This is a genomic window from Actinomadura madurae, from assembly GCF_047130825.1.
Lineage (GTDB): Bacteria > Actinomycetota > Actinomycetes > Streptosporangiales > Streptosporangiaceae > Spirillospora > Spirillospora madurae.
The window spans coordinates 6,525,725-6,550,362 of sequence record NZ_CP083237.1; the positions used below are offsets into that span (position 1 = coordinate 6,525,725).

The window sequence follows — 24,638 nt, forward strand, 5'->3', positions numbered from 1 at the left end:
CGATGTCCCCATTCACCCTCACGCTGATCAAGCTGGCGTTCCTGGCGGTGCTCTGGCTCTTCGTCATCGCGGCCGTCGGCGTGATCCGGGCCGACCTGTTCGGCTCCAAGGCCGCGACGAAGGCCGCGACGCGGGCGTCCCAGCCACGTCCCCCGAAGGCGGCGCGGCAGCCGAAGCCGCCGCGGCAGCAGCGCAGCGCCCAGCAGGGCGCCCCGACGAAGCTGGTGGTGGTGCAGGGCGAACGTGCCGGCACCGTCATCGACCTCACGGGGGTGCCCATCACCATCGGCCGGGCGAATGACGCCACGCTGGTCGTGACCGACGACTACGCTTCGAGCCGGCATGCCCGAATTTTCGCGCAGGACGGTCAGTGGATCGTGGAAGATCTCGGCTCGACCAATGGGACGTACCTCGGACGCACGAAGGTGAGCCGGCCGATGCCGGTCCCGCCGGGCGTACCGGTCCGTATCGGCAAGACCGTGATCGAGCTGCGCAAATGACTCTGGGAATCCGCTACGCCGCGCGCTCCGACGTGGGCATGCTGCGCGAGGGCAACGAGGACTCGGCGTACGCGGGCGCGCACCTGCTCGCCGTGGCCGACGGGATGGGCGGGCACGTCGGCGGCGAGATCGCGAGCGCCGCGGCGATCGAGGCGCTGCGGGCGCTCGACAAGGACCTGCCGGCGACGGAGCTGCTGGCCGCGCTGGAGCACACCGTCAAGACGGCGAACGACAACCTGCACCGCATCGTGGAGTCGGACCCGGCCCTGCAAGGGATGGGCACGACGCTGACGGCGATGCTGTGGGCGGGCAACCAGGTCGCCCTGGTGCACATCGGGGACTCCCGCGCGTACCTGCTGCGGGACGGCAGCCTCTTCCAGATCACGCACGACCACACGCTGGTGCAGTCGCTGGTGGACGAGGGGCGGATCAGCCCGGACGAGGCGGCGTCGCACCCGCAGCGTTCGCTGCTGCTGCGGGCCCTGGACGGCCGCGGCGAGGTCGACCCCGACCTGTCGCTGCGCGAGGCGAAGGTCGGCGACCGGTACCTGCTGTGCTCGGACGGCCTGTCGGGCGTCGTCACCGCGGAGACGATCTTCCAGGTGCTGACCGACGTGGACGACCCGGAGCAGGCCGTCCGGCAGCTGATCGACCTGGCGAACCGGGGCGGCGGCCCCGACAACATCACCTGCGTCGTCGCCGACGTCGTCGACCTGGAGCGGCAGCCGCCGACGGGCGGGCCGGGCCACGCGGTCGGCGCGGCGGCGAACGCGGCCCCGCCGGAGCCGCCGGGCGGCGGGCCCGGCGCGAACACGACGGCGGCCGACACCCCGGCCGGGCGGGCGGCGCAGCTGCGCGAGACGCGCCCGCAGCCGCCGGTGGCCGTGGACGAGATGCCGCCGCCGCACGCGGCGATGCCGCGGAACGAGCCGATGGGCGCCCCGCCGGCGCCGATGCAGGCGGCCCCCCAGGCGCGGCGGGGCGGCGCGCGCCGCTGGACGTGGCTGGTCGTGGTGGCCGGCGTGGTCGTCATCGGGGTCGTGGCGGGCGGGTTCGTGCTCGTCCAGAACGTCCGGAACGGCTACTACGTCGGCGCCGAGGACGGCCGGGTCGTGCTGTTCCGCGGGACGACGCAGAAGGTGCCGCTCATCAGCCTGTCCCGCAAGGCGGCCGCGAAGGACCAGCCGAAGCAGCCGATCCTCGTCGCCGACCTCCCGCAGGACCTCCAGCAGCAGGTGAAGGACACCTACACCGTCAACGGCCCGAAGGCGCTCAAGCAGCTTGAGGACGCCGTCTGCAAGTACTCACTCGTCGAGGAGAACGGCAAGGTCGCCATCCTCAAGGGCAAGGGCCAGCAGAACTGCAAGCAGGCCACGGTGAAGGCCACCGACGTCCCGGTCGCGGAGCTGCCCGCGTCCGATGTCGACGCGGTCGCCAAGGGCAGCCTGGTGTTCATCGGGCAGAGCGCGGCCGAGGCCAAGCTGAACGAGCTCAACACCCGCCGCAACGAGTGCAAGCAGCGCAACTCCACCATCAAGGACTGTCCCTCCAGCGGGGGGAGCTCGTAGATGCACTCCATCGGGGAACAGATCAGGGCGCACCTGCCGTACCAGCGCCGCAACGCGGCCTCGCTGGCACTGCTCGTCTTCGCGATGATCCTGACGCTGTCGGCGTTCGCGGAGGTGGGGCTGGCCCGTGACGGGAACATCCCGGGCGGCCTGTTCATCTACGGCGGCGGCCTGGCGGTGCTGGCGTTCGTCGCCTACTTCGCCCAGGCGAAGTTCACCCCGTACGCCGACCCGCTGCTGCTGCCGCTCGCGGTGGCGCTGAACGGCATCGGGCTGGCGATGATCTACCGGCTCGACCTGGACACCAGCAGCGACCGCAAGGCCGCGGCGGCGGCCGGCAAGAAGCTGCTGGAGGACGCGGCCGACGCGCCGAGCCAGCTGATGTGGACGTTCGTCGGCATCGGCCTGTTCGTCGCCGCCGTCGTCATCATGCGCGACACCGAGAAGCCGGACGCGCCGGTGTCGTTCACCCCGAAGACCGCGCAGCGCTACACGTACCTGATCGGGCTCACCGCGGTCATCCTCCTGCTGCTGCCGATCGTCCCTGGCATCGGCCAGCAGATCAACGGCGCCCGCGTGTGGATCTCCGTGGGCCCGTTCTCGGTGCAGCCGGGCGAGTTCGCGAAGCTGCTGCTGGTCGTGTTCTTCGCCGGCTACCTGGTGAACAAGCGGCAGGCGATGTCGCTGATCGGCAAGAAGGTCGGCCCGATCAGCCTGCCGCGGGCCCGCGACCTCGGCCCGATCATGGTGATCTGGTTCTTCTGCCTGGGCGTGCTGTTCATGCAGAAGGACCTCGGCACCGCGCTGCTGTTCTTCGGCCTGTTCATCTCGATGCTGTACATCGCGACGCAGCGGGTCTCGTGGGTCTTCATCGGCGTCGGCCTGCTCGCGATCGGCGTGTTCATCGCGACGCTGCTGCCGTTCATGGGGCACGTGAACCAGCGCATCGACATCTGGCAGAACCCGAAGCCGTACTTCGACGGCGGATGCCTGCTGGAGAACGGCAAGGTCGTCCCGGTCAACCCCGACACCGACATCTACAAGAAGTTCAAGGCGCAGGGCAGCGTCTCCCCGGGCTTCTCCGCCTGCGCCGAGCTGGGCGGGGAGTACTCCGACAGCGCCCAGCTGATGAAGGGCCTGTTCTCGCTGGCCCAGGGCGGGGTGCTCGGCACCGGCCTCGGCCAGGGCGAGCCGTGGCGGACGCCGCTGTCGTTCAGCGACTTCATCTTCGACTCGCTGGGCGAGGAGCTCGGGCTGACCGGGCTGATGGTGTTGCTGCTGGTATACGCGTTGATCGTGCAACGCGGGATGAAGACCGCCGTGGCGGCCAGGGACCCGTTCCTGAAGCTGTTCGCGGGCGGTGTGTCGTTCGTGCTGGCCCTCCAGGTCTTCGTGATCGTCGGGGGCGTCACACGGCTCATCCCGCTGACGGGCCTGACGACGCCCTTCCTGTCCCAGGGCGGTTCGTCGCTGATGGCCAACTGGATCCTGATCGCGATTCTGGTGCGGATGAGCCATGACGCTCGGAAGCCGGCCCCGCAGGCGATCCAGGACGAGGGCATGACCCAGATCGTGAGCACGAGGTGACTTTCGTCCAATGAACAGCGAGCGAGCCGGTGCTGCCTGGACTGAGGAGCGCGCGGAGCGACGAAGGAGCGAGCACGCGACGAGGGAAGGCAGCACCTTCCCGGGCTCGCTCGCAGCCGAGCGGAGCGAGGCCCAATGAACATGGACAAGCCGGTCCGGCGGGTGGCGATCTTCGCGCTGCTGCTGTTCTTCGGGCTGATGGCGCAGGTCAACTACGTCCAGGGCAGCCAGGCGGAGGACCTGCGCACCGACGCCCGCAACAGCCGCCAGTACGCGGACGTGTTCAACTCTCCGCGCGGCCAGATCTCCGCCGGCGGCGAGGTGCTGGTGACGTCGAAGGAGACCGGCAAGGACAACCCGAAGTACGGCCGCACCTACAAGGACGGCCCGATCTTCGCGCCGGTGACCGGGTACTTCAACGGGAACGCGACGCAGGTGGAGCGGGCCTACAACTCGCTGCTCGGCGGCAAGGACAAGCGGATCACGCAGCAGCGCTGGTTCGACACCTTCATCGGCAAGAAGGCCGAGGGCGCGAACGTCGAGCTGACGATCGACCCGCAGGCGCAGCGGACGGCGTACCAGCAGCTCAAGGCGAAGACGACGCAGGGCCGCCGCGGCGGCGCCGTGGTGATCGACGTGGAGACCGGCGCGGTGAAGGTGGCGGCGTCGTGGCCGTCGTTCGACCCGAACGAGGTCGCCCCGCAGACCGGTGAGAAGGGCGGGCAGCGGCTGGAGCAGCTCGACCAGGGCAACGGCGTCGTCAAGCCGCTGGTCGACAACGCGATGAGCCAGACGTTCCCGCCGGGTTCGTCGTTCAAGGCGGTGGTGTCGGCGATCGGGATGCAGAAGCTCGGCCTCAACAGCTCGTCGACGGTGAACACCGGGCAGCTGATCCTGCCGGAGTCGGGCCGCCCGCTGCCGAACTCCCACGACACCGGCAACTGCGCCGGGACGGCCCCGCTGCGCGGCGCGTTCGCCGAGTCCTGCAACACCTCGTTCGCGAAGATGGCGCTGGACCTCGGCATCGAGCAGCTCCACGAGGGCGCGACGAAGTTCGGGTTCGGCGAGCGCATCCAGCTGGAGCCCGACATGTACGCGGCCGAGAGCGACGTCCCGGTGGCCTACACCGACGCCGAGGGCAAGACCACCCCGACCGGCAAGGACGGGACGGCCCGGTCCGGCATCGGCCAGGAGAACGTGCGGGCCACCCCGCTGCAGATGGCGCTGGTCGCCTGCTCGATCGCCAACGACGGCAAGATCATGAGCCCGTACGTGGTGCAGAAGGTCCGCGCCAAGGACCAGAGCGAGCTCTACAACGCCTCGTCGAAGGAGCTCGGCGAGGGCATGACCGGTGACCAGGCCGAGCAGCTGCAGGACATGATGCGCGCGGTGATCTCCGAGGGCACGGCGAAGAACCTGCAGGGCATGCGGATCGCCGGCAAGACCGGTACCGCCGAGCAGGGCCCCGGCAACCCGAACGCCAACTGGTTCGTCGGGTTCAGCCCCGCCGAGAACCCGCGCTACGCGTTCGCCGTCATGACCGAGGTCGCCGGCGGCTCGGGCGCCGGTGACGCGGGCCCGATCGCGGGCGCGATCATGGCTAAGGTCCTGCAGAAGTGAGTGCGGACCTCGTCCTGAACCACCGGTACCGGCTGCTGGAGCGGCTGGCGATCGGCGGGATGGGCGAGGTCTGGCGCGCGTCCGACGAGGCGGCCGGGCGGCAGGTCGCGGTGAAGCTGCTGCGCCTGGAGCTCGGCTCGGACATGCGGGCGCGGGGCCGGTTCGAGTCGGAGGCCCGGTTCGCGGCGGAGCTGCGGCATCCGGGGATCGCGCGGGCGTTCGACTACGGCGAGCAGGACGGCCGGACTTTCCTGGTGATGGAGCTGGTGGCGGGTGAGCCGCTGGACGAGATCCTGGCGCGCGACGGCGGGCTGCCGGTGGAGGCCGTCCTCGACCTGATCGTGCAGGCGGGGCGGGCGCTGACGGTCGCGCACGAGGCGGGGATCGTGCACCGCGACGTCAAGCCGGCGAACCTGATGGTTTCCCCGGACGGCAGGCTGAAGATCACCGATTTCGGGATCGCGCGGCGGCTGGCGGCGGCGTCGCAGACCCAGACCGGGATGGTCATGGGGACGGCGCACTACATCTCGCCGGAGCAGGCGCAGGGACTGAAGCTGTCCCCGGCGGCGGACCTGTACTCCCTGGGCGTGGTGGCCTACGAGTGCCTGACGGGCGCGCCGCCGTTCGACGGGCCCACGCCGGTGGAGGTGGCGCTCAAGCACGTCCGGGACGCGCCGGCGGAGCTGCCGGCGCGGGTCCCGGAGGAGGCCCGCGAGCTGGTCATGGAGATGCTGGCGAAGGAGCCGCGGGACCGTCCGGCGGACGCCCACACGGTCGCGGCCCGCGCGCTGGCGATCCGGGCGGGCCTCAGCACGGGCCGGATCAGCGCGGTCCCGGCGGGGCCGCCCCGTCCGGGACGGTCCGGTGCGGCCCGTCCGGGCCCGGGCCGGCACTCCGCGGCCGGCGGCACGCACATCGTTACCCAATCGTCGGCTTTGTCGGGATTTGACGACACGTCAGGGGCGGATAGCCTCGCCAACGGGTCAGTGCCGGGGCAACGGCGCACGGTGCTGGCGTACGTGTCCGTCGCGGCCGCCCTGCTGGTCTGCGTCATCGTGATCGGTTCCCTGTGGAAGGGGCTCGCCTTCGCCGGGTCCGGCAAGGACGAGCGGGACCCGCCCGCCACCCCGGCGACCCTCCCGGTCGGGGACGACGGCGTGAGCGATCCCACGGCGAAGCCCGGCGGCACGCCGCCGGAGCACTCCCCGCCGAGGCACCGGAGCCGCAGCGGTACGAGGCCGGCTGTTCCACCACCGCACCGGACGCATAGGATCCGTCCGTCAACGCAAGGGGCGCCTCGGACGTCCCCCACACGCAAGCCATCCACGAATCCGCCCCGGGCGACTCCCACCGCCCCTGAGCCGACACCCACACCGACGGAGAGCCCCACGAATCCGTCAACTCCGAGCCCGGATCCCCCGCCGACACCGGACGGGAAGCTAGGTTCAGGAGACAAGGTGTAGACGTACGAGGGAAAGTGCACATATGAGTCAACCTCGGCTGCTCGGCGGCCGCTACGAGCTCGAAACAGTGATCGGGCGGGGCGGCATGGCCGAGGTCTACCGTGCCCGAGACCTGCGCCTCGATCGCGTCGTCGCGGTCAAGACGCTACGGTCCGACCTGGCTCGTGACCCCACGTTCCAGGCCCGGTTCCGGCGCGAGGCCCAGTCGGCCGCGTCGCTGAACCACCCCTCGGTCATCGCGGTGTACGACACCGGCGAGGACATGATCGCAGACACGCCGATCCCGTACATCGTGATGGAGTACGTGGACGGGAGCACGCTGCGCGACCTGCTGCGGGAGAACCGCGCGCTGCTCCCCGACAAGGCGCTGGAGATCACCGACGGCATCCTGCGCGCGCTGGACTACAGCCACCGCGGCGGGATCGTGCACCGCGACATCAAGCCGGCCAACGTGATGCTCACCCGGCAGCACGAGGTCAAGGTCATGGACTTCGGCATCGCCCGCGCCATGGCCGACTCGGCGGCCACGATGACGCAGACCGCGCAGGTGATCGGCACCGCGCAGTACCTGTCGCCGGAGCAGGCCCGCGGCGAGCGGGTCGACGCCCGCAGCGACATCTACTCGACGGGCTGCGTGCTGTACGAGCTGCTCACCGGCAAGCCGCCGTTCACCGGCGACTCCCCGGTCGCGATCGCCTACCAGCACGTCCGGGAGGAGCCGGTGCCGCCGTCGCAGGTGGACCCGCAGATCCCGCAGTGGGCGGACGCGATCGTGCTGAAGGCGATGGCCAAGGAGGCCGACCACCGCTACCAGAACGCGACGGAGTTCCGGCAGGAGATCCAGCGCGTCCTGCAGGGGCAGCCGGTGGCGTCGACGGCGGCGTCCACGATGCTGATGGGCGGCGCGCAGCCGCAGGGCACCCAGGTGATGGGCGCGTACGGCGGCCCGGCCCGCACGCAGGTGCGGCGCCCGCCGGACGACGGGTACGGCCTGCCGCCCGCTCACTACGACGACGATGACGAGAGACGCGGCGGCGCCGGGAAGAAGGCGGCGCTGTGGCTGGGGCTCGCGGTGCTGTTCATCGGCGGCGCTGCGCTCATCGGCTGGATGATGAGCGACACCGACAAGGCGCAGCAGGTCGCGGTCCCGCAGAGCATCGTCAACGTGTCGCAGAGCGACGCGACGGCGCAGCTCACCAAGCTCGGTTTCAAGGTCGGCGAGCCGAGGACGGACTACAGCGACGACATCCGGCGCGGGTACGTCATCAGCTCCGACCCGGAGCCCGGCACGAACGCGGCCCAGGGCGCCACGGTGACGCTGCTGGTCTCCAAGGGCAAGAAGCCGCCCACGGAGGTCGAGGTGCCGGACGTGACCGGCAAGCCGTACGCGGCGGCGAAGAAGCTGCTGGAGGAGCGCGGCTTCGAGGTCGAGAGGAAGGTCGAGTCGAGCGACAGCGTCCCGCGGCTCAACGTGATCGGCACCGACCCGGCCGGCGGGTCGAAGGCGCCGAAGAACTCGACCGTGACGGTGACGGTGTCCAACGGGCCGACGAACCTGAAGGTGCCGGACCTGTTCAACAACAGCCAGCGGGCCGCGTGCGCGAAGCTGCAGGGCCTCGGGCTGAAGTGCAACGTGCAGAAGGGCCCGTCCACGAACCCGCAGGTCGCGCCGGGCTTCGTGTTCAACCAGCAGCCCGGTCCGGACGCGACGGTCGCGCCCGGCGACACGGTGACGATCTTCGTGGCGGAGAAGCCGCAGTCGCCGCCGCCGAGCGGTCCCGGCGGGAGCCCGACGCCGGGCTTCCCGGGCTTCCCCGGCGGTAACGACGACGGCTGACCCGTCCCGCCCGGACGGTGCCGTGCCGCCCGACGATGAAGGGCCCAGTCTCCCGGATCGGGAGGCGGGGCCCTTCGGCGTCGTGTCGTCAGGACGCGAGGAGGGCCTCCGCCACTCGGGGGCAATGGCGGAAGCCCTCGATATGGTCTTCGTCACCGCGCCTTGGGACGTTACGGATTTCAACCGATATTTTCCGGCGGAGCCTGCGAAGGGCTCGCCGCGGGCCCGCCCCCGCCGCGCATCCGCGGGTCACCGCAGGAGGAGAGCCAGTTGCGCAGGAGCCGGTGACCGTGCCGCGAGAGCACCGACTCCGGGTGGAACTGGACGCCCTCGACGGGACGGGTGCGGTGCCGCAGGCCCATGATCACGCCGTCGGGGGTGCGGGCGGTCACGTCCAGGAGATCCGGCGGGACGGTGCCGGGACGGACGGCGAGCGAGTGGTAGCGGGTCGCGGGGAAGGGGTCGGGCAGGCCCCGGAAGACGCCCGCGCCGTCGTGGTGGATCTCGCTCGTGGAGCCGTGGACGATCTCCGGCGCGCGGCCGACCGCGGCCCCGTGCACGTGCGCGATCACCTGGTGGCCGAGGCAGACGCCGAACAGCGGGGTGCCGCGGCGCTCGGCGTCCCGGACGAGGTCGAGGCAGACGCCGGCGTCGGCGGGGTGCCCGGGACCGGGGCTCAGCAGGACGCCGGCCACGCGGGCGGCGTCCGCGACGGCGACGTCCGAACGGTCCTTGACCACGCAGTCGGCGCCGAGCTCCCGCAGGTACTGGACGATGTTGTAGACGAAGCTGTCGTGGTTGTCGACGACGAGGACGCGCACGGCCGGTCAGCCGCCCGGGGTGGCGGTGCCGGACGGCGCCGGGGTCTGCACGACCCCGTGGTCGAACTGGACCTTGGGTTCGACCCAGGGGAACACCACGTACCACAGGAGGGCGGCGACCGCGATGAGCAGGCCGGCCGCCGTGGCGGTCTTGGTCTGCCAGGCGCCGGGCAGGCGGCGCCAGATCCAGGCGTACACGGGACCTCCTCCTACGTTCCGGCGGCCTGCGACGCGGCCGCGACGCGGGGCCTGGACTCGGCCAGCTCACCGAACACGATCATGCGTTTGGCGGCGGAGTACTTCGGGTGGCAGGTGGTGAGCGTGATGAGCCGCTCGGTCGGCCGCCGCTTCGGATGGAACGGGACGGACGCGGTCACCTCCGTCGCCGACGGCTTCACGATCCTGCGGTCGGTGACCGTGTACACGTACTGCCGCTCGCGGGTGTCGATCAGGATGCGGTCGCCGCGGTCGAGTTCGCCGAGCCGGTTGAAGGGCGCCGAGTAGGTCGTCCGGTGCCCGGAGACCACGAAGTTGCCGACCTGACCCGGCAGCGCGGTGCCGGGATAGTGGCCGGGGCCCTTGCGCAGGTCCTCCCGGCCGACGCCCTCGATGACCACGAAGTGGTAGCCCTTCCCGAAGCGGGGGACGCGGATCATGGCGAGCCCCTTGCCGAGCCTGACCTTCTCGGTGGTGACCCGGCCGTCCCGCCAGTTCTTCAGCATCTCGTCGCCGAGGCGGTCCTGCGCGCCCTGCGTGTACCGGCCCGTGCCCCACAGCTCGTACGTCACGAACAGCATGAGGATCAGCCCGGCGGTGATGCACAGTTCGCCCATGCCACGGATCACCGTCCGCACCGCGCGTCCTCCTCCTGCCGAGCGCTAGCCGCCCTTGGGCGGCGCCGTCGGTACCGTAGCGTGCTTCATCGTCACGTTGCCGGTGTAGGGCGGCAACGTGGCGCGTTCCAGGCTCCGCACCGCGTAGCCGAGCCCGTAGGCCCGGACGTACCTGCGGTAGATCGCGATCTCCTCGGACGCGCCGAGCGCCGCGCGCAGCCGGTCCGGGTCGCCCGCGGCGATGATCCGGAACGGCGGGGAGTACACGACGCCCTGGAGGATCAGCGTATTGCCGACGCACCGCACCGCGCTCGTGGAGATCACCCGCTGGTCCATGATCTGCATCGCCCGCGCGCCGCCGGCCCACAGCGCGTTCACGACCGCCTGGACGTCGCTCTGGTGCACCACGAGGTCGTCCGGCCGGGCCCCGTGGGGAAGGCGGCCCGCTTCCGGTGCCGGCGCGTCGTCCAGCGTGACGCTGACGGCGGGGCCGGTGTACGGGGTGAACCCGGCGCCGGCCGCGAGCCGGTCGGCCTCCTCCCGCGCCTCGCGCACGCGGGCGTCGTGCCGTCCGGCCTCCCGGGAGATGGCGTCGACCTGGGCGCGCAGCCGCCGGTACTCGGCGCGCTCCTCGCGGCCCCGGCGCTGCTCCGCGGTGATCAGCTCGGTGATCCTGGTGCGGCCCTGCTCGCGCAGGTTCGTGCCGCGGGCCGTGCTCGCGCTCGCCGCGAACAGGACTCCCGCGAGAAGCGTGAGAACTGGGATGATGCTTCCCCACGCTGGACGCCGTACGCTGCTCATCGAGAATCTGCTCATCAGACAGTGCTCACCAGCGACTACGCTAACCGACAAACCACCCATGCGCGGTCCGGCGCTCCGGCCGCCGGACGCCCGAGGAGATCGAACCGCCGTGGCCAAGTCCAAAGTGCGCAAGAAGGCCGTCTACACCCCGCCGCAGAAGTCGAAGGCACCCGAGGTCAGCCCGCGCTGGCTCGTGCCCACGATGGTGGGGCTGTGGCTGGTCGGGCTGATCTGGATCGCCGTCTTCTACGTGACGGCGAGCACCGGCACCGACGTGCCGTACATGACCGACCTGCACAACTGGAACCTGGGGATCGGCTTCACGGCCATCATCCTCGGTGTGATCCTGTCGACCCGCTGGCGCTGACCGCGGTTATCCACAGGTTGGGGATCTCCCACCCCGGCTTTCCCCAGGTTTTCCACAACGGTTTTCCACAGGCGCGGTGCCGCGGACGCCGCCGCGTGAGCGGCGCCCGCGGCGTTCGCCCGCCGTCCGAGCGCGGCTAGACCGCCGGACTCAGCTCCGCCGTCCTGACAAGGACCAGCGCCGCGAGCAGCGCCAGCGTGACCAGCGGCGCCGCCACGTGCACCAGCGTCCGCCGCGCGGCCGGCGCGTAGGCGTACGCCGCGGCCAGCGCCGCGCCCACCACGAGCCCGCCGACGTGCCCCTGCCAGGAGATGCCCGGCACCGAGAACGTGATCACCAGGTTGAGCACCAGCAGCACCACGATGGGGCCGACCGGCCCGCCGAGCCGGCGGCCGATCACGAAGTAGGCGCCGAACAGCCCGAAGATGGCCCCGGACGCGCCGACCGCCGAGTCGCCGGGCGAGCCGACCAGGTACAGCAGCACCGACCCGCCCAGCCCCGACAGGACGTACAGGGCCAGGAAGCGCCACCTGCCGAGCACCTGCTCCAGCGCGGGGCCGACGGCCCACAGCGCCCACATGTTGAACAGGATGTGGGTGATCCCGAACGACCCGCCGCGCTGGTGCAGGAACATCGTGGTGAACAGCCGGTACCACTCGCCCTCGGCGACCCCGCCGACGTCCCCGTCCGGCAGGACGCCCCGGCCGAGCATCATGAACTCCCAGACGACCCGCCAGGACGACAGCTCCGCCAGGTACGCCGCCACGCACGCGCCGATCAGCGTGTACGTCACGACCGGCGTGGCCGACGCGGGACCGCGCGCGCCGAGGGCCGTCCGGGGCACCGCCCGGCGGACGCCCCGGTTCCCCTCGGCGACGCACTCCACGCACTGGTGGCCCACCGCCGCGTCCCGCATGCAGTCCGGGCAGATGTAGCGGTCGCACCGGGTGCAGCGCACGTACGTCTCGCGCCCCGGGTGCCGGTAGCAGGTCGGCACCGAGGTCTCAGGGGCGTGACCGTGGTCTGTGCTCATCAGGGCTCCGTTGGCCGATGCGGTGGCACCCGTCGCGGGGTCTCACCGTGAGAACGTCTAACGGCGCTCGATCGTCACCGACTGTACGACGACGTCCTCCTGCGGACGGTTCATCCGTCCCGTCGGGAGGCCGCCGATCCGGTCGACGACGTCGGTGCCCTCGATGACCTTGCCGAAGATGGTGTGCCGGCCGGTCAGGTGCTGGGTGTGCGCGACACTCAGCGTGATGAAGAACTGGGAGCCGTTGGTGCCGGGCCCCGCGTTCGCCATCGCCAGCAGGTACGGGCGGTTGAACTTCAGGTCCGGGTGGAACTCGTCCTTGAACTCATAGCCCGGCCCGCCGGTGCCGGTGCCGAGCGGGTCACCGCCCTGGATCATGAAGTCCTTGATGACGCGGTGGAAGATGGTGCCGTTGTAGAGCGGCTTGTCCGACTTCTGGCCGGTGCGCGGGTCGGTCCAGGTGCGGGAGCCCTCCGCCAGCTCGACGAAGTTCGCCACCGTCTCCGGCGCGTGCTCCGGGTAGAGCTGGATCACGATCTTGCCCTGCGACGTGGTGAGCGTCGCGAAGATCTCGTTGGCCACGCTGGCCGCCTCCTCATGGAATGGATTGTGGGACGTCTCGACGCGCGGTCTCGGCCAGAGCCGAATCCGTCACCCTGTGTGAACATTCGATCACGTTCACGGGGTTTACCTCCCGTTCGCGGGGAAGGCTGCTTGACAGGACCTCGCAAACAGGGAGGTTAGCGTGTCCCTAATGATCAGTATCCGCCGGAAGCCGCAGGACGAAGTCCGTTCCCGGTTCGGCCGCGTCCAGGAGACGGCCCGGCACCGCAGCGTGCTGTGGCGGCAGGGCGCCTCCGACGTGGCGGGGCGGGCCTCCGACATGGCGGGGCGGATCGGCCCCGTCGCGGGCGAGCGCATCATGGTCGCCCGCGGATGGAGCGCACCGAGACTCCGGAGCGCGGCCCGGTATGTGGAGAGCGGGCTGGCCCCGCGGGTGAGCACGTTGCTCAACGACGCCGCCGGACGGGTGGAACCCCCGAAACCGGCGAAGTCCGGGCGTGGCGCCCTCATGGCGATGATGGGCGCCGTCGCGGCTGTCGGCGTGGCCGGCGTGGTCGCGACGCGGCGCGGCGCCATCCGCGACATGACGAAGGGCTCCGGTGAGCACCGGGAGGACGCCACCTCGGCCGACTCCATGACGGTCACCGGCGCCGATGTCGACGGAGAGGTGCAGTCGCCGCATTGACCCGCACAGGGGAAGGGGGCCCGGCCGTGCACGGCCGGGCCCTTTTGCGTGGCCGCGGCCCTGCGGGACGGGGGTTGCTACCACCCGGTACGGTGAACGCCATGTCGCCGAAGCGCTCCGTCCTGCACGGGCTGACCGCCCGGGTGAGGCAGCGGGCCCGCCAGGGCGCGCACACGGCCCTGCACCGCGGCTGGGAGTGGCTGCAGCGGCACGGGGAGATCACCCCGCACACGCCGGGCCGCCGCAGGTTCGCCTACCTCGGCGAGGGCGCGTGCATCGGCTTCCCCGTCGGCGCGATCTACGGGGAGCCGTGGATCTCGATCGGCGACCACACGCTCGTCGGGACCCACGTCACGATCTCGGCGGGGTTCGTCCCGGGCCTGGACCTCGGCCCGGACGTCATCGTGCGGATCGGCGCGAGCTGCTCGCTCGGCCGCGGCACCCACATCGTCGGCCACCAGTCCATCGACATCGGCGACGACGTCTTCACCGGCCCGAACGTCTACATCACCGACCAGAACCACACCTACGGGGACCTGCACACCCCGATCGGGCGGCAGTGGCCGGAGAACAACCCGGTCGTGATCGGCGACGGCTGCTGGATCGGCACGGGCGCGATCATCCTTCCCGGCACGCGGCTCGGCCGCAACGTCGCGGTCGCGGGCGGCGCCGTCGTCCGCGGCGAGTTCCCCGACCACTCGGTCATCGGCGGCGTTCCCGCGAAGATCCTGCGCAGCCACGACAAGGAGCTCGGCTGGCAGCCGCCCTTGCGCAGCGGCCCCCTGATGTCCCTGGACGAGCTCGCCGCCCTCTCGGTGGACGGCCTGGACGGCCTCCAGATCCTCCAGGACAAGCTGCGCGAGGAATCCCCCGGCCCCGCCTCCGGCTCCGAGGACGTGCTCAGCGAGGAAGCCGGCTGAGGAACGCCGGCGGGTTCCGGGGCGAGCCGTCCCGCGATCGGGCGTGTTCCGCGGTCGCGCGTGTTCCGCCCGGCCGCCGTTGTCCCCCGTGCGAGCTACCCGCGATTGTCCACCGCACGGTGACGATCCGCGCCCTGCCGATTCCATAGCGTTCTCCACGTAGCCGCGGCGCCCCAGCCGCGAAATCCCCCCGGCCCTTTCCGGGCACCGCTCCCGCTGGAGGACACCATGCTTCGCAAGATCAGGACCGCCGCCGTCACCGCCGTGTGCTGCACCGTGCTCGGTGCGGGACTCGTCGGCTGCGACGACAGCACGGGGGAGGACTGGGACCCCTTCGCCTCCTCCCCGAAGCCCGCCGCCGGCTCCTTCACCGGGACGAAGAAGATCGAGGTCGGCGGCAAGTCGGTGAACGTGTCCTGCTCGGGCGAGGCGAACGGCAAGCCGGTCGTCGTCCTCCTGCACGGCGGGGGCGACGGGCTGGACAAGATGGCCGCCCTGCAGAAGACCCTGAGCGAGAAGAACCGGGTCTGCTCCTATGACCGCCTCGGCGCGGGCAAGAGCGACAAGCCGGACGGCCCCCAGGACTTCACGAGCTCCGGGAAGGTCCTCACCGGGGTCCTCGACCAGGTCGCCGGCGACGCCCCGGTCGTCCTGGCCGGGCACTCCCTCGGCGGGCTCATCGGCGCCCGGTACGCCCCGGAGCACCAGGACAAGGTCAAGGGCCTGGTCCTCCTGGACGCCACCCCGTCGACCATGGTCGCCGACCTGACGAAGATCATCCCTGCGTCCGCCACCGGCCCCGCCGCCCAGCTGCGGGCGCAGTACATCGCGCTCTTCAAGGGCCAGAACCCGGAGCAGCTCGTCATCAAGGACGGGAAGGTCGCCTCCGCCGGCGACATGCCGGTGGAGGTGGTCAAGCACGGGAAGCCGTACCTCAGCGCCGTCCCGCAGTACGGACAGAGCCTGGAGCAGGCATGGACCGAGGGCCAGCGCAAGTGGCTCGAACTGTCCAGCGACAGCTCGCTGCGCGTCGCCAAGAAGAGCGAGCACTACATCTACACGGACCAGCCCGAGGTCGCCGTCAAGTCGATCCAGCGCGTAGCCGCGCAGGCCGCGCGCTGAGCGCTCCCCGGCCGCGAAGTGCGGCCCGCGTGAACAAGGCCCCTGGCGCGAAGCCAGGGGCCTGTTCCGTTCGTTCTAGGGCGGTCAGTTCGAGCGTGCGGTACGGCGGTCGCCGTCGCGGCGGTTGCCGTTGTACGGGCCGCCCCGGCGGGCGCCGTGGGAGCCGCCGCCGGTGCGGGGGCCGCCGCCGTGCCGGTCGCCGGACGAGTAGGAGCGGTGCTCGCCGCGCCCGCCGTCGCCCTCGCGGCGCCGGCCGCCGCCCTCGCCGCGGTCGAAGGAGCGCGCGGGCCGGCCGCGCCGCCCGCCCGGACGTCCCCGGCCGCCCTCGCGACGGGCCGGCCGCTCGGGGATGATCGGGCCCTCGATCGGGATGCCGGACGGCGGCCGGGCGCCGGTCAGCTTGACCAGCTCGGCGTCGCCGGTGCTCACCCGGATGCGGGGCGCGTTGATGCCGGCCCGGCGCGTCATCGAGGACGTGGCGCGCACCTGGTGCGGCAGGACGAGCGTGACGACGGTGCCGCGCTCGCCGGCGCGGGCGGTGCGGCCCGCGCGGTGCATGTAGTCCTTGTGGTCGGCGGGCGGGTCGACGTGCATGACGAGGGACACGTCGTCGACGTGGATGCCGCGGGCGGCGACGTCGGTGGCGACGAGGACGCTGATGGATCCCTCGCGGAACTCGGCGAGCGTGCGGGTGCGCAGGCCCTGGCTCTTGCCGCCGTGCAGGCCCGCCGCGCGGACGCCGGCCTGGACGAGCTGCTTGGCGAGCCGGTCGACGCCGTGCTTGGTGCGGGCGAACAGGATCGTCCGGCCCTCGCGGTTGGCGATCTCGGCGGTGACGGCCGCCTTCTCCTTGGGCGCGACCAGGAGGAGGTGGTGGTCCATCGTGTCGACGGACTCGTCCACCGGGCCGATGGCGTGCGTCACCGGGTCGTTCAGGTACCGCCTGACCAGGACGTCCACGTCCTTGTCGAGGGTGGCGGAGAACAGCAGCCGCTGCCCGCCGGGCTTGGCGGCGTCCAGGATGTCGGTGACGTCTGGCAGGAAGCCCATGTCGGCCATGTGGTCGGCCTCGTCCAGCACGGCGATCTCGATGTCGGACAGGTCGCAGGCGCCCTGCCGCATCAGGTCCTTGAGCCGGCCGGGCGTGGCGACCAGGACCTCGACGCCGCGGCGCAGCGCGTCGATCTGCTTGAACATCGAGGTCTGGCCGATGACGGTCTTGAAGCGGAGGCCGAGCCCGCGGCCGAGCGGCTCCAGGTTCGTCTGGACCTGCTGGGCGAGCTCGCGGGTCGGCACCAGGATCAGCGCCAGCGGGCGCTTCGGGGCGGCCTTGCGGCCGGAGAGCCGGGCGAGCAGCGGAAGGCCGAACGCCAGGGTCTTGCCGGAGCCGGTCTTACCGCGTCCGAGGACGTCGCGTCCCGCCATGACGTCGGGGATCGCGGCGGCCTGGATCGGGAACGGCGCGTCGATGCCCTGGCGGGCCAGGGCGTTCACCAGCACCGGCGGGAGGCCGAGCTCGGCGAAGGTGGGAACCCGCTCCTCGTCCGCGGTCGCGGGCATGGACGGGTTCTGTGCAGCGGCAGCTGTGGTCACGCATTACCTTCCGAGAGGGGGGCACGTCTCGGGAGGCACCACGGTGTGCGTGGCCTGCAAGGACGAGCCTGACGCCAAGGTCGGCGTCGAAGAGTGATTCCTAGAGTCTAACGTCGCCGGGGGCCGTCCTTATGCCCCGTCCCCGAGGGAACATGCGTCATCCCCTGCTCAGCAGGCACAGGAGACCCCCGTCACAGGGGCCGTGAGCGGGTCGGGGGAACGGTGCGTGACGACGCCGCCACCCGTCTCGACCGGGAGACCTTCGCGCGCCCAGTACTCGAACCCGCCGAGCATCTCCTTGACGGGACGGCCGAGTTTCGCGAACTCCAGCGCGGCCTTCTGCGCGCCGTTGCAGCCGGGACCCCAGCAGTAGACGACGACGGTGGCGTCCTCGGGGAGGAGCGCGGCGGCCCGTCCGGCGATCTCGGCGGTGGGCAGGTGGACGGCGCCCTGGACATGGCCCTGCGCCCAGCTCTCCGCGCTGCGCGTGTCGACGACGACGAGGCCCGGCGTGCCGGCGGCGAGGGCGGCGGCGACGTCGGACACGTCGGTCTCGAAGGCGAGGCGGGCGGCGAAATGCCGGCGGGCCTCATCGGCGGTCGCGGCGGATGCGGTTTCGGGCGCGGGGACGGTGGCCATCGCGGGCTCCTCGTTGCTCGGGTCGTCGCTCGGGTCGTTGCTCGGGGTTCGGGACCGATCCTCGGTGGAGCGGACGTCGAGCGGGAGTGGCACGAACGCCCATCATCGCTAAGATCTCGCCATGCCCGTCCCACCGTCCCGGCGCCACACGGTGTCGGTGCTGGCGTTCGACCGGATGGCGCCGTTCGAGCTGGGCACGGTCGTCGAGGTGTTCGGGCTGCCCCGTCCCGAGCTCGGCGTCCCCTGGTACGACCTACGGGTCTGCTCGCCGGAACGCGGCCCGATGCGCGCGGTCGGCGGCTTCACGATGACCGCCGAGCACGGGCTGGACGCGTTCGCGGCGGCGGACACCGTGCTGGTCGTCGCCGTCCCCGACGTCCGGCGGGATCCGCCGCCGGGGGTCGTCGCGGCGCTGCGGGAGGCGCACGCGCGGGGCGCCCGCGTCGTGTCGATCTGCTCGGGCGCGTTCGCCCTCGCCGCCGCCGGCCTGCTGGACGGGCGGGAGGCCACCACGCACTGGCGGTACGCGGACCTGCTGCGGCGGCGCTTCCCCGCGGTGCGCGTGACGCCGGACGTCCTCTACGTCGACGGCGACGACGTGCTCACCGGGGCGGGAAGCGCCGCAGGGCTCGACATGTGCCTGCATCTCGTACGCAAGGACCACGGCGCCCGGATCGCGAACGCGGTGGCGCGCCGCCTGGTCGTCCCGCCGCACCGGGACGGCGGCCAGGCGCAGTTCGTGGAGGCCGCCGTGTCGCCTCCCGACGAGGACGATCCGGTCGCGCGGGCCATGGCGTGGGCGCTCGCGCATCTCGCCGAGCCGATCACCGTCGCCCGGATGTCCCGGGAGGCGTGCCTCGCGCCCCGCACGTTCATCCGGCGCTTCGGCCGGCGGACCGGGACGAGTCCGCTCCGCTGGGTGGTCAGGCAGCGCGTCCTGGCGTCGCTGCCGCTACTGGAGGACGGCACGGCGCCCATCGAGGAGGTCGGCGCGGCCGTCGGGTTCGAGAGCCCGGCGACGTTCCGGCACCACTTCGTCCGGGCGATGCAGACGTCCCCGTCCGCCTACCGGCGCACCTTCCGCACCGGCCTCTGACCGGACGGGGCCCCGGCTTGCTCAGCGGGGGTGGACGGGGGCCTGCCGGTCGATCTCGCGGCCCAGGGTGACGACCATCCGGTCGAAGGCGGCCGCCCCGTACCGGGCGTGGAGGGCGGGGTAGACGTTCTTGCGGGCGGCCTCCCTGAGCATCCAGCTCAGGTCGGCGTGGGGGACCTCGCCGCCGCGGGCGAGCCGGTCGTGCGCGTCCCGCGTCACCCGGAGCAGCTCCGGATGCGCCGCCGACTCGGTGAGGATCATGCGCGTCGCGTCCCTGAGTTCCATGGGCGGAGTCTAGAACCGCCGGCGGATCATGGACAGCCGAGGACGTCGGGCGGCGGCGGTTGTGCAATGCGTGCCTGATTCGGAGAGTCGTCCCAGTTCGCTCTGCTTGGCCCTTCCCGTCCGCCAGAGGCCTGGTTAGCATCACGCTGCCCCACCTCGACGGAGAGGACCCCCCGCCATGCACAGACGCCTCCTCGGCGTGCTCGCCGCCGCGTTCCTCGGCGCCGCGGCGGTCACCGCCGGACCGTCCACCGCGACCGCCGCTCCCGCCCCGCCCAAGGCCGCCGTCGACTTCACCGGGATCGTCGCCCTCAGCAACTGCTCCGGCTCCCTCGTGCGCGCCCCCGGCGCCGCCGACGGCGACCCGGCGCTCGTGCTCACGAACGGGCACTGCTACGAGGGCGGCATGCCCGCTGCCGGCCAGGTGATCACGAACCGGGCGTCCCAGCGCACGTTCACGCTGCTCGACCCGAGTGGCAGCGGGTCGCTGGGCACCCTGCGCGCGACGACGATGCTGTACGCGACCATGACCGACACCGATGTGGCCCTGTACCGGCTGAACACCAGCTACGCGAGCATCCAGCAGTCGTACGGCGTTCCCGCGCTGGAGCTGTCGCTGCAGCGCCCGGCGTCCGGGACCGACCTGCGCGTCGTCTCCGGCTACTGGAGGCGCATCTACTCCTGCCGCCTCGACGGCTTCGCCTACCGTGTTCGCGAGTCCCAGTGGACATGGAAGGACTCGCTGCGCTACACGCCCGAGTGCGACACGATCGGCGGGACGTCGGGTTCGCCGGTCGTCGACGCCGCGTCCGGCAAGGTCATCGGCGCGAACAACACCATGAACGAGAACGGCGGACGCTGCACGCTGAACAACCCGTGCGAGGTCGACGAGTCGGGGAACGTCACGGTGCACGAGGGCATCGGGTACGGCCAGCAGACCCACATCCTGGCCGCCTGCATCGCGCCCGGCAGCGTGATCGACTACGACCGCCAGGGCTGCCTCGTCCCGCGCGGCTGACGCCCCGTCTCTCGCGCTGACCAGCGCCTCCCCTCCATGGCCCGCGGCCCCGACCGGCCGCGGGCCTCGCTGTGAGGGAACTAACCACGGCGCGTAGTACTACAGCTCGTAGTATGTCTGACAGGATGTAGTACTACAGCTTGTAGTAGATGAGCCGGAGAGGCACGCGCCCATGGACTCGGTCGACATCGCACGGTGGCAGTTCGGGATCACCACCGTCTACCACTTCCTGTTCGTCCCGCTGACGATCGGGCTGTCCGCGCTCGTCGCGGTGCTGGAGACGGCGTGGCTGCGGACGGGCAAGACCGCCTACCTGCGGGCCACCAAGTTCTGGGGCAAGCTCTTCCTGATCAACTTCGCGATGGGGATCGTCACCGGCATCGTGCAGGAGTTCCAGTTCGGCATGAACTGGAGTGACTACTCCCGGTTCGTCGGCGACATCTTCGGCGCGCCGCTCGCCATCGAGGGCCTGCTCGCCTTCTTCGTCGAGTCGACCTTCCTCGGCCTGTGGATCTTCGGCTGGGACCGGTTGCCCAGGCGGATCCACAACGCCTGCATCTGGATCGTGCACGTCGGGACGCTGCTGTCCGCGTACTTCATCCTCGCCGCCAACTCCTGGATGCAGCACCCGGTCGGCTACCGGATCGACCCCGAGACCGGACGCGCCGTCCTCACCGACTTCTGGGCCGTCCTGACCAACTCCACCCACCTCGTCGCCTTCCCGCACACCATCACCGCCGCGTTCGTCACCGGCGGCATGTTCATGGCGGGCGTCTCCGCCTGGCACCTCGCCCGCCGCAAGAACGTCGAGGTGTTCCGGCCGTCGCTGAAGCTCGCGCTGGCCGTCACCGCGGTCGCCTCGATCGGCGTCGCCGTCTCCGGCGACTTCCAGGGCAAGGTCATGACGGAACAGCAGCCGATGAAGATGGCCGCGGCCGAGGCCCTCTACGAGACCGAGCAGCCCGCCTCCTTCTCGATCTTCACGGTCGGGACGCTGGACGGCGACGAGGAGGTCTTCGGAATCAAGGTCCCGCGCGTCCTGTCGTTCCTCGCCACCGGCACCCTCGACGGCGAGGTCAAGGGCATCAACGACGTCCAGGCCGCCGAGGAGGCCCGGTACGGGCCCGGCGACTACCGGCCGCTCGTCCCGGTCATCTACTGGAACTTCCGGATCATGGTCGGGGTCGGGATGCTCACCGCGCTCGTCTCGCTGGCCGGGCTGTGGCTGCTGCGGCGCGGGCGGCTGCCGTCCAGTCCCTGGGTGTACCGGATCGGAATGCTGTCGCTGACGCTCCCCTTCATCGGCAACTCCGCCGGATGGATCTTCACCGAGATGGGCCGCCAGCCCTGGTCGGTGTTCGGACTGATGAAGACGTCCGCGAGCGTCTCGCCCGGCGTCACGCCGTCCTCGATGCTCATCTCGGTCATCTCGCTGACCGCGCTGTACAGCGTCCTGCTCGTCATCGAGACGGGCCTGATGCTCAAGTACGCCAAGGCCGGGCCGCCCTCGGAGAACGAGGTGCTGCCCCCGCCGCCGGGCGACCCCGACTCCGATTCCGACTCCGAGCGCTCGCTCGCGTTCGCCTACTGAGAGCCGGCCATGGAACTCACGACCGTCTGGTTCATCGTCATCGCCTTCCTCTGGACGAGCTACTTCTTCCTGGAAGGGTTCGACTTCGGCGTCGGCATGCTGCTGCCCGTCCTCGGCCGGGACGACGTCGAGCGCCGCGTCGTCATCAACACCATCGGCCCGGTATGGGACGGCAACGAGGTGTGGTTCATCGTCGCCGGCGCCGCCACCTTCGCCGCGTTCCCCGAGTGGTACGCCACCCTGTTCAGCGGCTTCTACCTGCCCCTCCTCGCGATCCTGCTCGCGCTGATCATCCGCGGCGTCGCTTTCGAGTACCGCGGCAAGCGCGACGAGGCCCGCTGGCGCTCCCGCTGGGACAAGGCGATCTTCTGGGGCAGCCTCGTGCCCGCGTTCCTGTGGGGCGTCGCGTTCGCGAACATGGTCCGCGGCGTGCCGCTGGACGCCGACCACGAGTACGTCGGGACCCTCGGCGACCTGCTCAGCCCGTACGCGCTGCTCGGCGGGCTCACCACGATGATCCTCTTCGTCCTGCACGGGGCGGTGTTCCTCGCGCTCAAGACCTCCGGAGGGATCCGCTTCCGGGCCCGCCGCATCGCGGGTTTCGCCGCCGTCGCCGCCCTCGTCGCCGGCGGGGGCTTCCTCCTGGTCACCCAGCTCCAGTACGGCAAGCCGGTGACGTGGCTGACCGCCGCGGGCGCCGCCGCCGGGCTGCTCCTCGCCGCCGCCGCCAACCGGCGCGGCCGGGAGGGCTGGGCCTTCATCGGCACCGGCGCCGCCATCGTGCTCGCGGTCGCGACCCTGTTCACCTCGCTGTTCCCGGACGTGCTGCCGTCCACCCTGGACACCGGCTCGCTGACCACGACGAACGCCGCCTCGTCGGACTACACGCTGACGATCATGACGTGGGTCGCGGCCGTGTTCACCCCGATCGTGATGATCTATCAGGGCTGGACGTACTGGGTGTTCCGCAAGCGGATCAGCACGTCCCACATCCCCGTGAAGCCGCCGGAACCGGTCGCATGAAACCCCTCGACCCCCGGCTGCTGCGGTACGCCCGGACGACGCGGCTCTTCCTGCTGGCGTCCGTGGCGCTCGGCACCGCCACCGCCGGCCTGATCATCGCGCAGGCGACCCTGCTCGCCGCCATGCTCACGCGCGCCTTCCTGGACGGCGCGTCGCTCGCCGACCTGCGCACCCCCATGCTGCTCCTGCTCGCCGTCGTGCTGGCGCGGACGCTCGTCGCGTGGCTGGCCGAGGTCGCGGCGCACCGCTCGTCCGCCGCCGTGAAGTCCGAGCTGCGGCGCCGGCTGCTCGCGCACGCCCTCGGCCTCGGCCCGCGCTGGCTGTCCGGCGAGCGCAGCGGCGAGCTCGCCACCCTCGCCACCCGCGGGATCGACGCCCTCGACGACTACTTCTCCCGGTACCTGCCGCAGCTCGTCCTCGCGGTCATCGTGCCCGTCGCCGTCGGCGCGCGGATCCTTCTGGGCGACTGGCTGTCGGCCGTGACGATCGCGGCGACGCTCCCGCTCATCCCCGTCTTCGCGATCCTCGTCGGCCTCACCACCCAGCGGAAGATGGACCGCCAGTGGCGGACCCTCTCGCTCCTGTCCGCCCACTTCCTGGACGTCGTCGCCGGGCTCCCCACGCTGAAGATCTTCGGCCGCGCCCGCGCCCAGGCCGGCCGGATCCGCGAGATCACCGACCGCCACCGGCGCGCCACCATGTCGACCCTGCGGATCGCGTTCCTGTCGGCCCTGGTCCTGGAGCTGCTGTCGACCCTCTCCGTCGCCCTCGTCGCCGTCTCGATCGGGCTGCGGCTGGTCGAGGGCGGGCTCGGCCTGGAGACGGCGCTGCTCGTCCTGATCCTGGCGCCGGAGGCGTACCTGCCCCTCCGCCAGGTCGGCGCGCAGTACCACGCCAGCGTCGAGGGCCTCACCGCCGCCTCGCGCGTCTTCGAGGTCCTCGAAACGCCACCGCCCGCCTCCGGGACGCGCCCGGACGTCCCCGGCCTGGCCCGCGCGACACTCCGCCTGGAGGACGTGACGGTCACCTACCCCGACCGCGACGCCCCCGCCCTCGACGATTTCTCGCTGACCGTCCATCCGGGCGAAACGGTCGCGCTGGTGGGGCCCAGCGGCGCGGGCAAGTCGACCGTCCTCTCGGTCCTGCTGGGCTTCGTCCGGCCCGACTCGGGCCGCGTCCTGGTCGACTGGGACGACCTCGCCACGTTCTCCCCGGACGCCTGGCGCGCGCAGATCGCGTGGGTCCCGCAGCGCCCGTACCTGTTCGCCGGCTCGGTCGCCGCGAACATCCGCCTGGGCCGTCCGGACGCCTCCGACGCCGAGGTCCATGCCGCCGCGGAGGCCGCGAACGCCCTCTCCTTCATCGAGGCGCTGCCGTCCGGCTTCGATACCCCGCTCGGCGACCGCGGCACCGGCCTGTCCGCGGGCCAGCGCCAGCGCATCGCCCTGGCCCGCGCCTTCCTCCGCGACGCGCCGCTCCTCCTGCTGGACGAACCGACCTCCGGCCTGGACGGCGAGAGCGAGGCCGCGGTGATCAACGCCGTCGCCCGGCTGGCGATGTCCCGCACAGTGATCCTCGTAGCCCACCGCCCAACCCTGCTCCCCCTGGCCGACCGCGTAATCCCCCTCACCCCCACAAAGGTCACAACATGACCACCCCCACCGACCACCAC

At 71.6% G+C, this 24,638-nt stretch carries 24 protein-coding genes; 15 read left to right on the forward strand and 9 right to left on the reverse strand.

Features of this window, described 5'->3' with window-relative positions:
* The first annotated feature begins 2 nt into the window (after window positions 1-2).
* From K8Z49_RS29870 to pknB, 6 genes are all read left to right on the forward strand, one after another.
* Window positions 3-500 carry an FHA domain-containing protein FhaB/FipA gene (locus K8Z49_RS29870; protein ID WP_021596782.1) on the forward strand — a complete coding sequence of 166 codons (498 nt, stop codon included), beginning with the start codon at window positions 3-5 and terminating at the stop codon, window positions 498-500.
* Window positions 497-2,068: a Stp1/IreP family PP2C-type Ser/Thr phosphatase gene (locus tag K8Z49_RS29875; protein ID WP_111832765.1), complete on the forward strand. Its 1,572-nt coding sequence runs from the start codon at window positions 497-499 to the stop codon at window positions 2,066-2,068. The genes K8Z49_RS29870 and K8Z49_RS29875 overlap by 4 nt, the downstream gene beginning before the upstream one ends.
* On the forward strand, window positions 2,069-3,655 hold the full coding sequence (locus K8Z49_RS29880; protein WP_021597065.1) for an FtsW/RodA/SpoVE family cell cycle protein: 1,587 nt from the start codon (window positions 2,069-2,071) through the stop codon (window positions 3,653-3,655). It begins immediately after the preceding gene.
* 135 nt (window positions 3,656-3,790) lie between these two features.
* The gene (locus K8Z49_RS29885; RefSeq protein WP_111832764.1) at window positions 3,791-5,275 is read left to right on the forward strand and encodes a peptidoglycan D,D-transpeptidase FtsI family protein; all 1,485 of its coding nucleotides are present in this window, start codon (window positions 3,791-3,793) and stop codon (window positions 5,273-5,275) included.
* On the forward strand, window positions 5,272-6,738 hold the full coding sequence (locus K8Z49_RS29890) for a serine/threonine-protein kinase (protein WP_021597063.1): 1,467 nt from the start codon (window positions 5,272-5,274) through the stop codon (window positions 6,736-6,738). The genes K8Z49_RS29885 and K8Z49_RS29890 overlap by 4 nt, the downstream gene beginning before the upstream one ends.
* Before the next feature lie 22 nt (window positions 6,739-6,760).
* Window positions 6,761-8,575, forward strand: a complete 1,815-nt coding sequence (pknB, locus tag K8Z49_RS29895; protein WP_021597062.1) for a Stk1 family PASTA domain-containing Ser/Thr kinase — start codon at window positions 6,761-6,763, stop codon at window positions 8,573-8,575.
* 179 nt (window positions 8,576-8,754) lie between these two features.
* Here the strand turns inward: pknB and K8Z49_RS29900 are convergent, their stop codons facing one another.
* Genes K8Z49_RS29900 through K8Z49_RS29915 form a run of 4 tightly spaced genes read right to left on the reverse strand, consistent with a single transcriptional unit; the run spans window position 8,755 to window position 11,030 of the window.
* Window positions 8,755-9,396, reverse strand: a complete 642-nt coding sequence (locus K8Z49_RS29900; RefSeq protein ID WP_412515796.1) for an anthranilate synthase component II — start codon at window positions 9,394-9,396, stop codon at window positions 8,755-8,757.
* A 6-nt stretch (window positions 9,397-9,402) separates the two neighbouring features.
* Window positions 9,403-9,594, reverse strand: a complete 192-nt coding sequence (locus K8Z49_RS29905) for a hypothetical protein (RefSeq protein WP_412515797.1) — start codon at window positions 9,592-9,594, stop codon at window positions 9,403-9,405.
* 11 nt (window positions 9,595-9,605) lie between these two features.
* Entirely contained in the window at window positions 9,606-10,250 is a 645-nt protein-coding gene (locus K8Z49_RS29910; RefSeq protein WP_244938814.1) for a class E sortase, read from the reverse strand.
* A gap of 24 nt (window positions 10,251-10,274) precedes the next feature.
* Window positions 10,275-11,030: a DUF881 domain-containing protein gene (locus tag K8Z49_RS29915; protein WP_021597058.1), complete on the reverse strand. Its 756-nt coding sequence runs from the start codon at window positions 11,028-11,030 to the stop codon at window positions 10,275-10,277.
* 58 nt (window positions 11,031-11,088) lie between these two features.
* Between K8Z49_RS29915 and K8Z49_RS29920 the strand changes: the two genes are divergently transcribed.
* The gene (locus K8Z49_RS29920; RefSeq protein WP_081842401.1) at window positions 11,089-11,397 is read left to right on the forward strand and encodes a cell division protein CrgA; all 309 of its coding nucleotides are present in this window, start codon (window positions 11,089-11,091) and stop codon (window positions 11,395-11,397) included.
* A gap of 136 nt (window positions 11,398-11,533) precedes the next feature.
* On the opposite strand, the gene K8Z49_RS29925 is transcribed toward K8Z49_RS29920, so the two are convergent.
* Both K8Z49_RS29925 and K8Z49_RS29930 read right to left on the reverse strand, forming a co-directional pair.
* The gene (locus K8Z49_RS29925) at window positions 11,534-12,430 is read right to left on the reverse strand and encodes a rhomboid family intramembrane serine protease (protein ID WP_024934685.1); all 897 of its coding nucleotides are present in this window, start codon (window positions 12,428-12,430) and stop codon (window positions 11,534-11,536) included.
* A gap of 57 nt (window positions 12,431-12,487) precedes the next feature.
* On the reverse strand, window positions 12,488-13,012 hold the full coding sequence (locus tag K8Z49_RS29930) for a peptidylprolyl isomerase (RefSeq protein WP_021597055.1): 525 nt from the start codon (window positions 13,010-13,012) through the stop codon (window positions 12,488-12,490).
* A gap of 172 nt (window positions 13,013-13,184) precedes the next feature.
* On the opposite strand from K8Z49_RS29930, the gene K8Z49_RS29935 reads away from it, so the two are divergent.
* The 3 genes from K8Z49_RS29935 to K8Z49_RS29945 all read left to right on the forward strand — a co-directional run bounded on the left by K8Z49_RS29935 (window position 13,185) and on the right by K8Z49_RS29945 (window position 15,721).
* Window positions 13,185-13,679, forward strand: a complete 495-nt coding sequence (locus K8Z49_RS29935) for a hypothetical protein (RefSeq protein ID WP_021597054.1) — start codon at window positions 13,185-13,187, stop codon at window positions 13,677-13,679.
* 101 nt (window positions 13,680-13,780) lie between these two features.
* Window positions 13,781-14,599 carry an acyltransferase gene (locus tag K8Z49_RS29940; RefSeq protein WP_021597053.1) on the forward strand — a complete coding sequence of 273 codons (819 nt, stop codon included), beginning with the start codon at window positions 13,781-13,783 and terminating at the stop codon, window positions 14,597-14,599.
* 228 nt (window positions 14,600-14,827) lie between these two features.
* On the forward strand, window positions 14,828-15,721 hold the full coding sequence (locus K8Z49_RS29945; RefSeq protein ID WP_181663398.1) for an alpha/beta fold hydrolase: 894 nt from the start codon (window positions 14,828-14,830) through the stop codon (window positions 15,719-15,721).
* Window positions 15,722-15,805: 84 nt separating this feature from the next.
* On the opposite strand, the gene K8Z49_RS29950 is transcribed toward K8Z49_RS29945, so the two are convergent.
* Both K8Z49_RS29950 and K8Z49_RS29955 read right to left on the reverse strand, forming a co-directional pair.
* Window positions 15,806-17,281, reverse strand: a complete 1,476-nt coding sequence (locus K8Z49_RS29950; RefSeq protein WP_033330710.1) for a DEAD/DEAH box helicase — start codon at window positions 17,279-17,281, stop codon at window positions 15,806-15,808.
* A 201-nt stretch (window positions 17,282-17,482) separates the two neighbouring features.
* On the reverse strand, window positions 17,483-18,046 hold the full coding sequence (locus tag K8Z49_RS29955) for a rhodanese-like domain-containing protein (RefSeq protein ID WP_244938813.1): 564 nt from the start codon (window positions 18,044-18,046) through the stop codon (window positions 17,483-17,485).
* Between the two features lie 28 nt (window positions 18,047-18,074).
* Between K8Z49_RS29955 and K8Z49_RS29960 the strand changes: the two genes are divergently transcribed.
* On the forward strand, window positions 18,075-19,049 hold the full coding sequence (locus tag K8Z49_RS29960; protein ID WP_412515798.1) for a helix-turn-helix domain-containing protein: 975 nt from the start codon (window positions 18,075-18,077) through the stop codon (window positions 19,047-19,049).
* A gap of 21 nt (window positions 19,050-19,070) precedes the next feature.
* On the opposite strand, the gene K8Z49_RS29965 is transcribed toward K8Z49_RS29960, so the two are convergent.
* Window positions 19,071-19,334, reverse strand: coding sequence for a hypothetical protein (locus tag K8Z49_RS29965; RefSeq protein WP_021594134.1), 264 nt, complete (start codon window positions 19,332-19,334; stop codon window positions 19,071-19,073).
* Window positions 19,335-19,512: 178 nt separating this feature from the next.
* Here K8Z49_RS29965 and K8Z49_RS29970 point away from each other — a divergent pair, with 178 nt between their 5' ends.
* From K8Z49_RS29970 to cydD, 4 genes are all read left to right on the forward strand, one after another.
* The gene (locus tag K8Z49_RS29970; RefSeq protein ID WP_021594133.1) at window positions 19,513-20,352 is read left to right on the forward strand and encodes a S1 family peptidase; all 840 of its coding nucleotides are present in this window, start codon (window positions 19,513-19,515) and stop codon (window positions 20,350-20,352) included.
* A gap of 172 nt (window positions 20,353-20,524) precedes the next feature.
* The gene (locus K8Z49_RS29975; protein ID WP_021594132.1) at window positions 20,525-21,943 is read left to right on the forward strand and encodes a cytochrome ubiquinol oxidase subunit I; all 1,419 of its coding nucleotides are present in this window, start codon (window positions 20,525-20,527) and stop codon (window positions 21,941-21,943) included.
* Window positions 21,944-21,952: 9 nt separating this feature from the next.
* Window positions 21,953-22,966 carry a cytochrome d ubiquinol oxidase subunit II gene (gene cydB, locus K8Z49_RS29980; protein WP_021594131.1) on the forward strand — a complete coding sequence of 338 codons (1,014 nt, stop codon included), beginning with the start codon at window positions 21,953-21,955 and terminating at the stop codon, window positions 22,964-22,966.
* Complete coding sequence (cydD, locus tag K8Z49_RS29985; protein WP_021594130.1) at window positions 22,963-24,618, forward strand: thiol reductant ABC exporter subunit CydD; 1,656 nt, start codon at window positions 22,963-22,965, stop codon at window positions 24,616-24,618. The genes cydB and cydD overlap by 4 nt, the downstream gene beginning before the upstream one ends.
* Window positions 24,619-24,638: the final 20 nt, after the last annotated feature.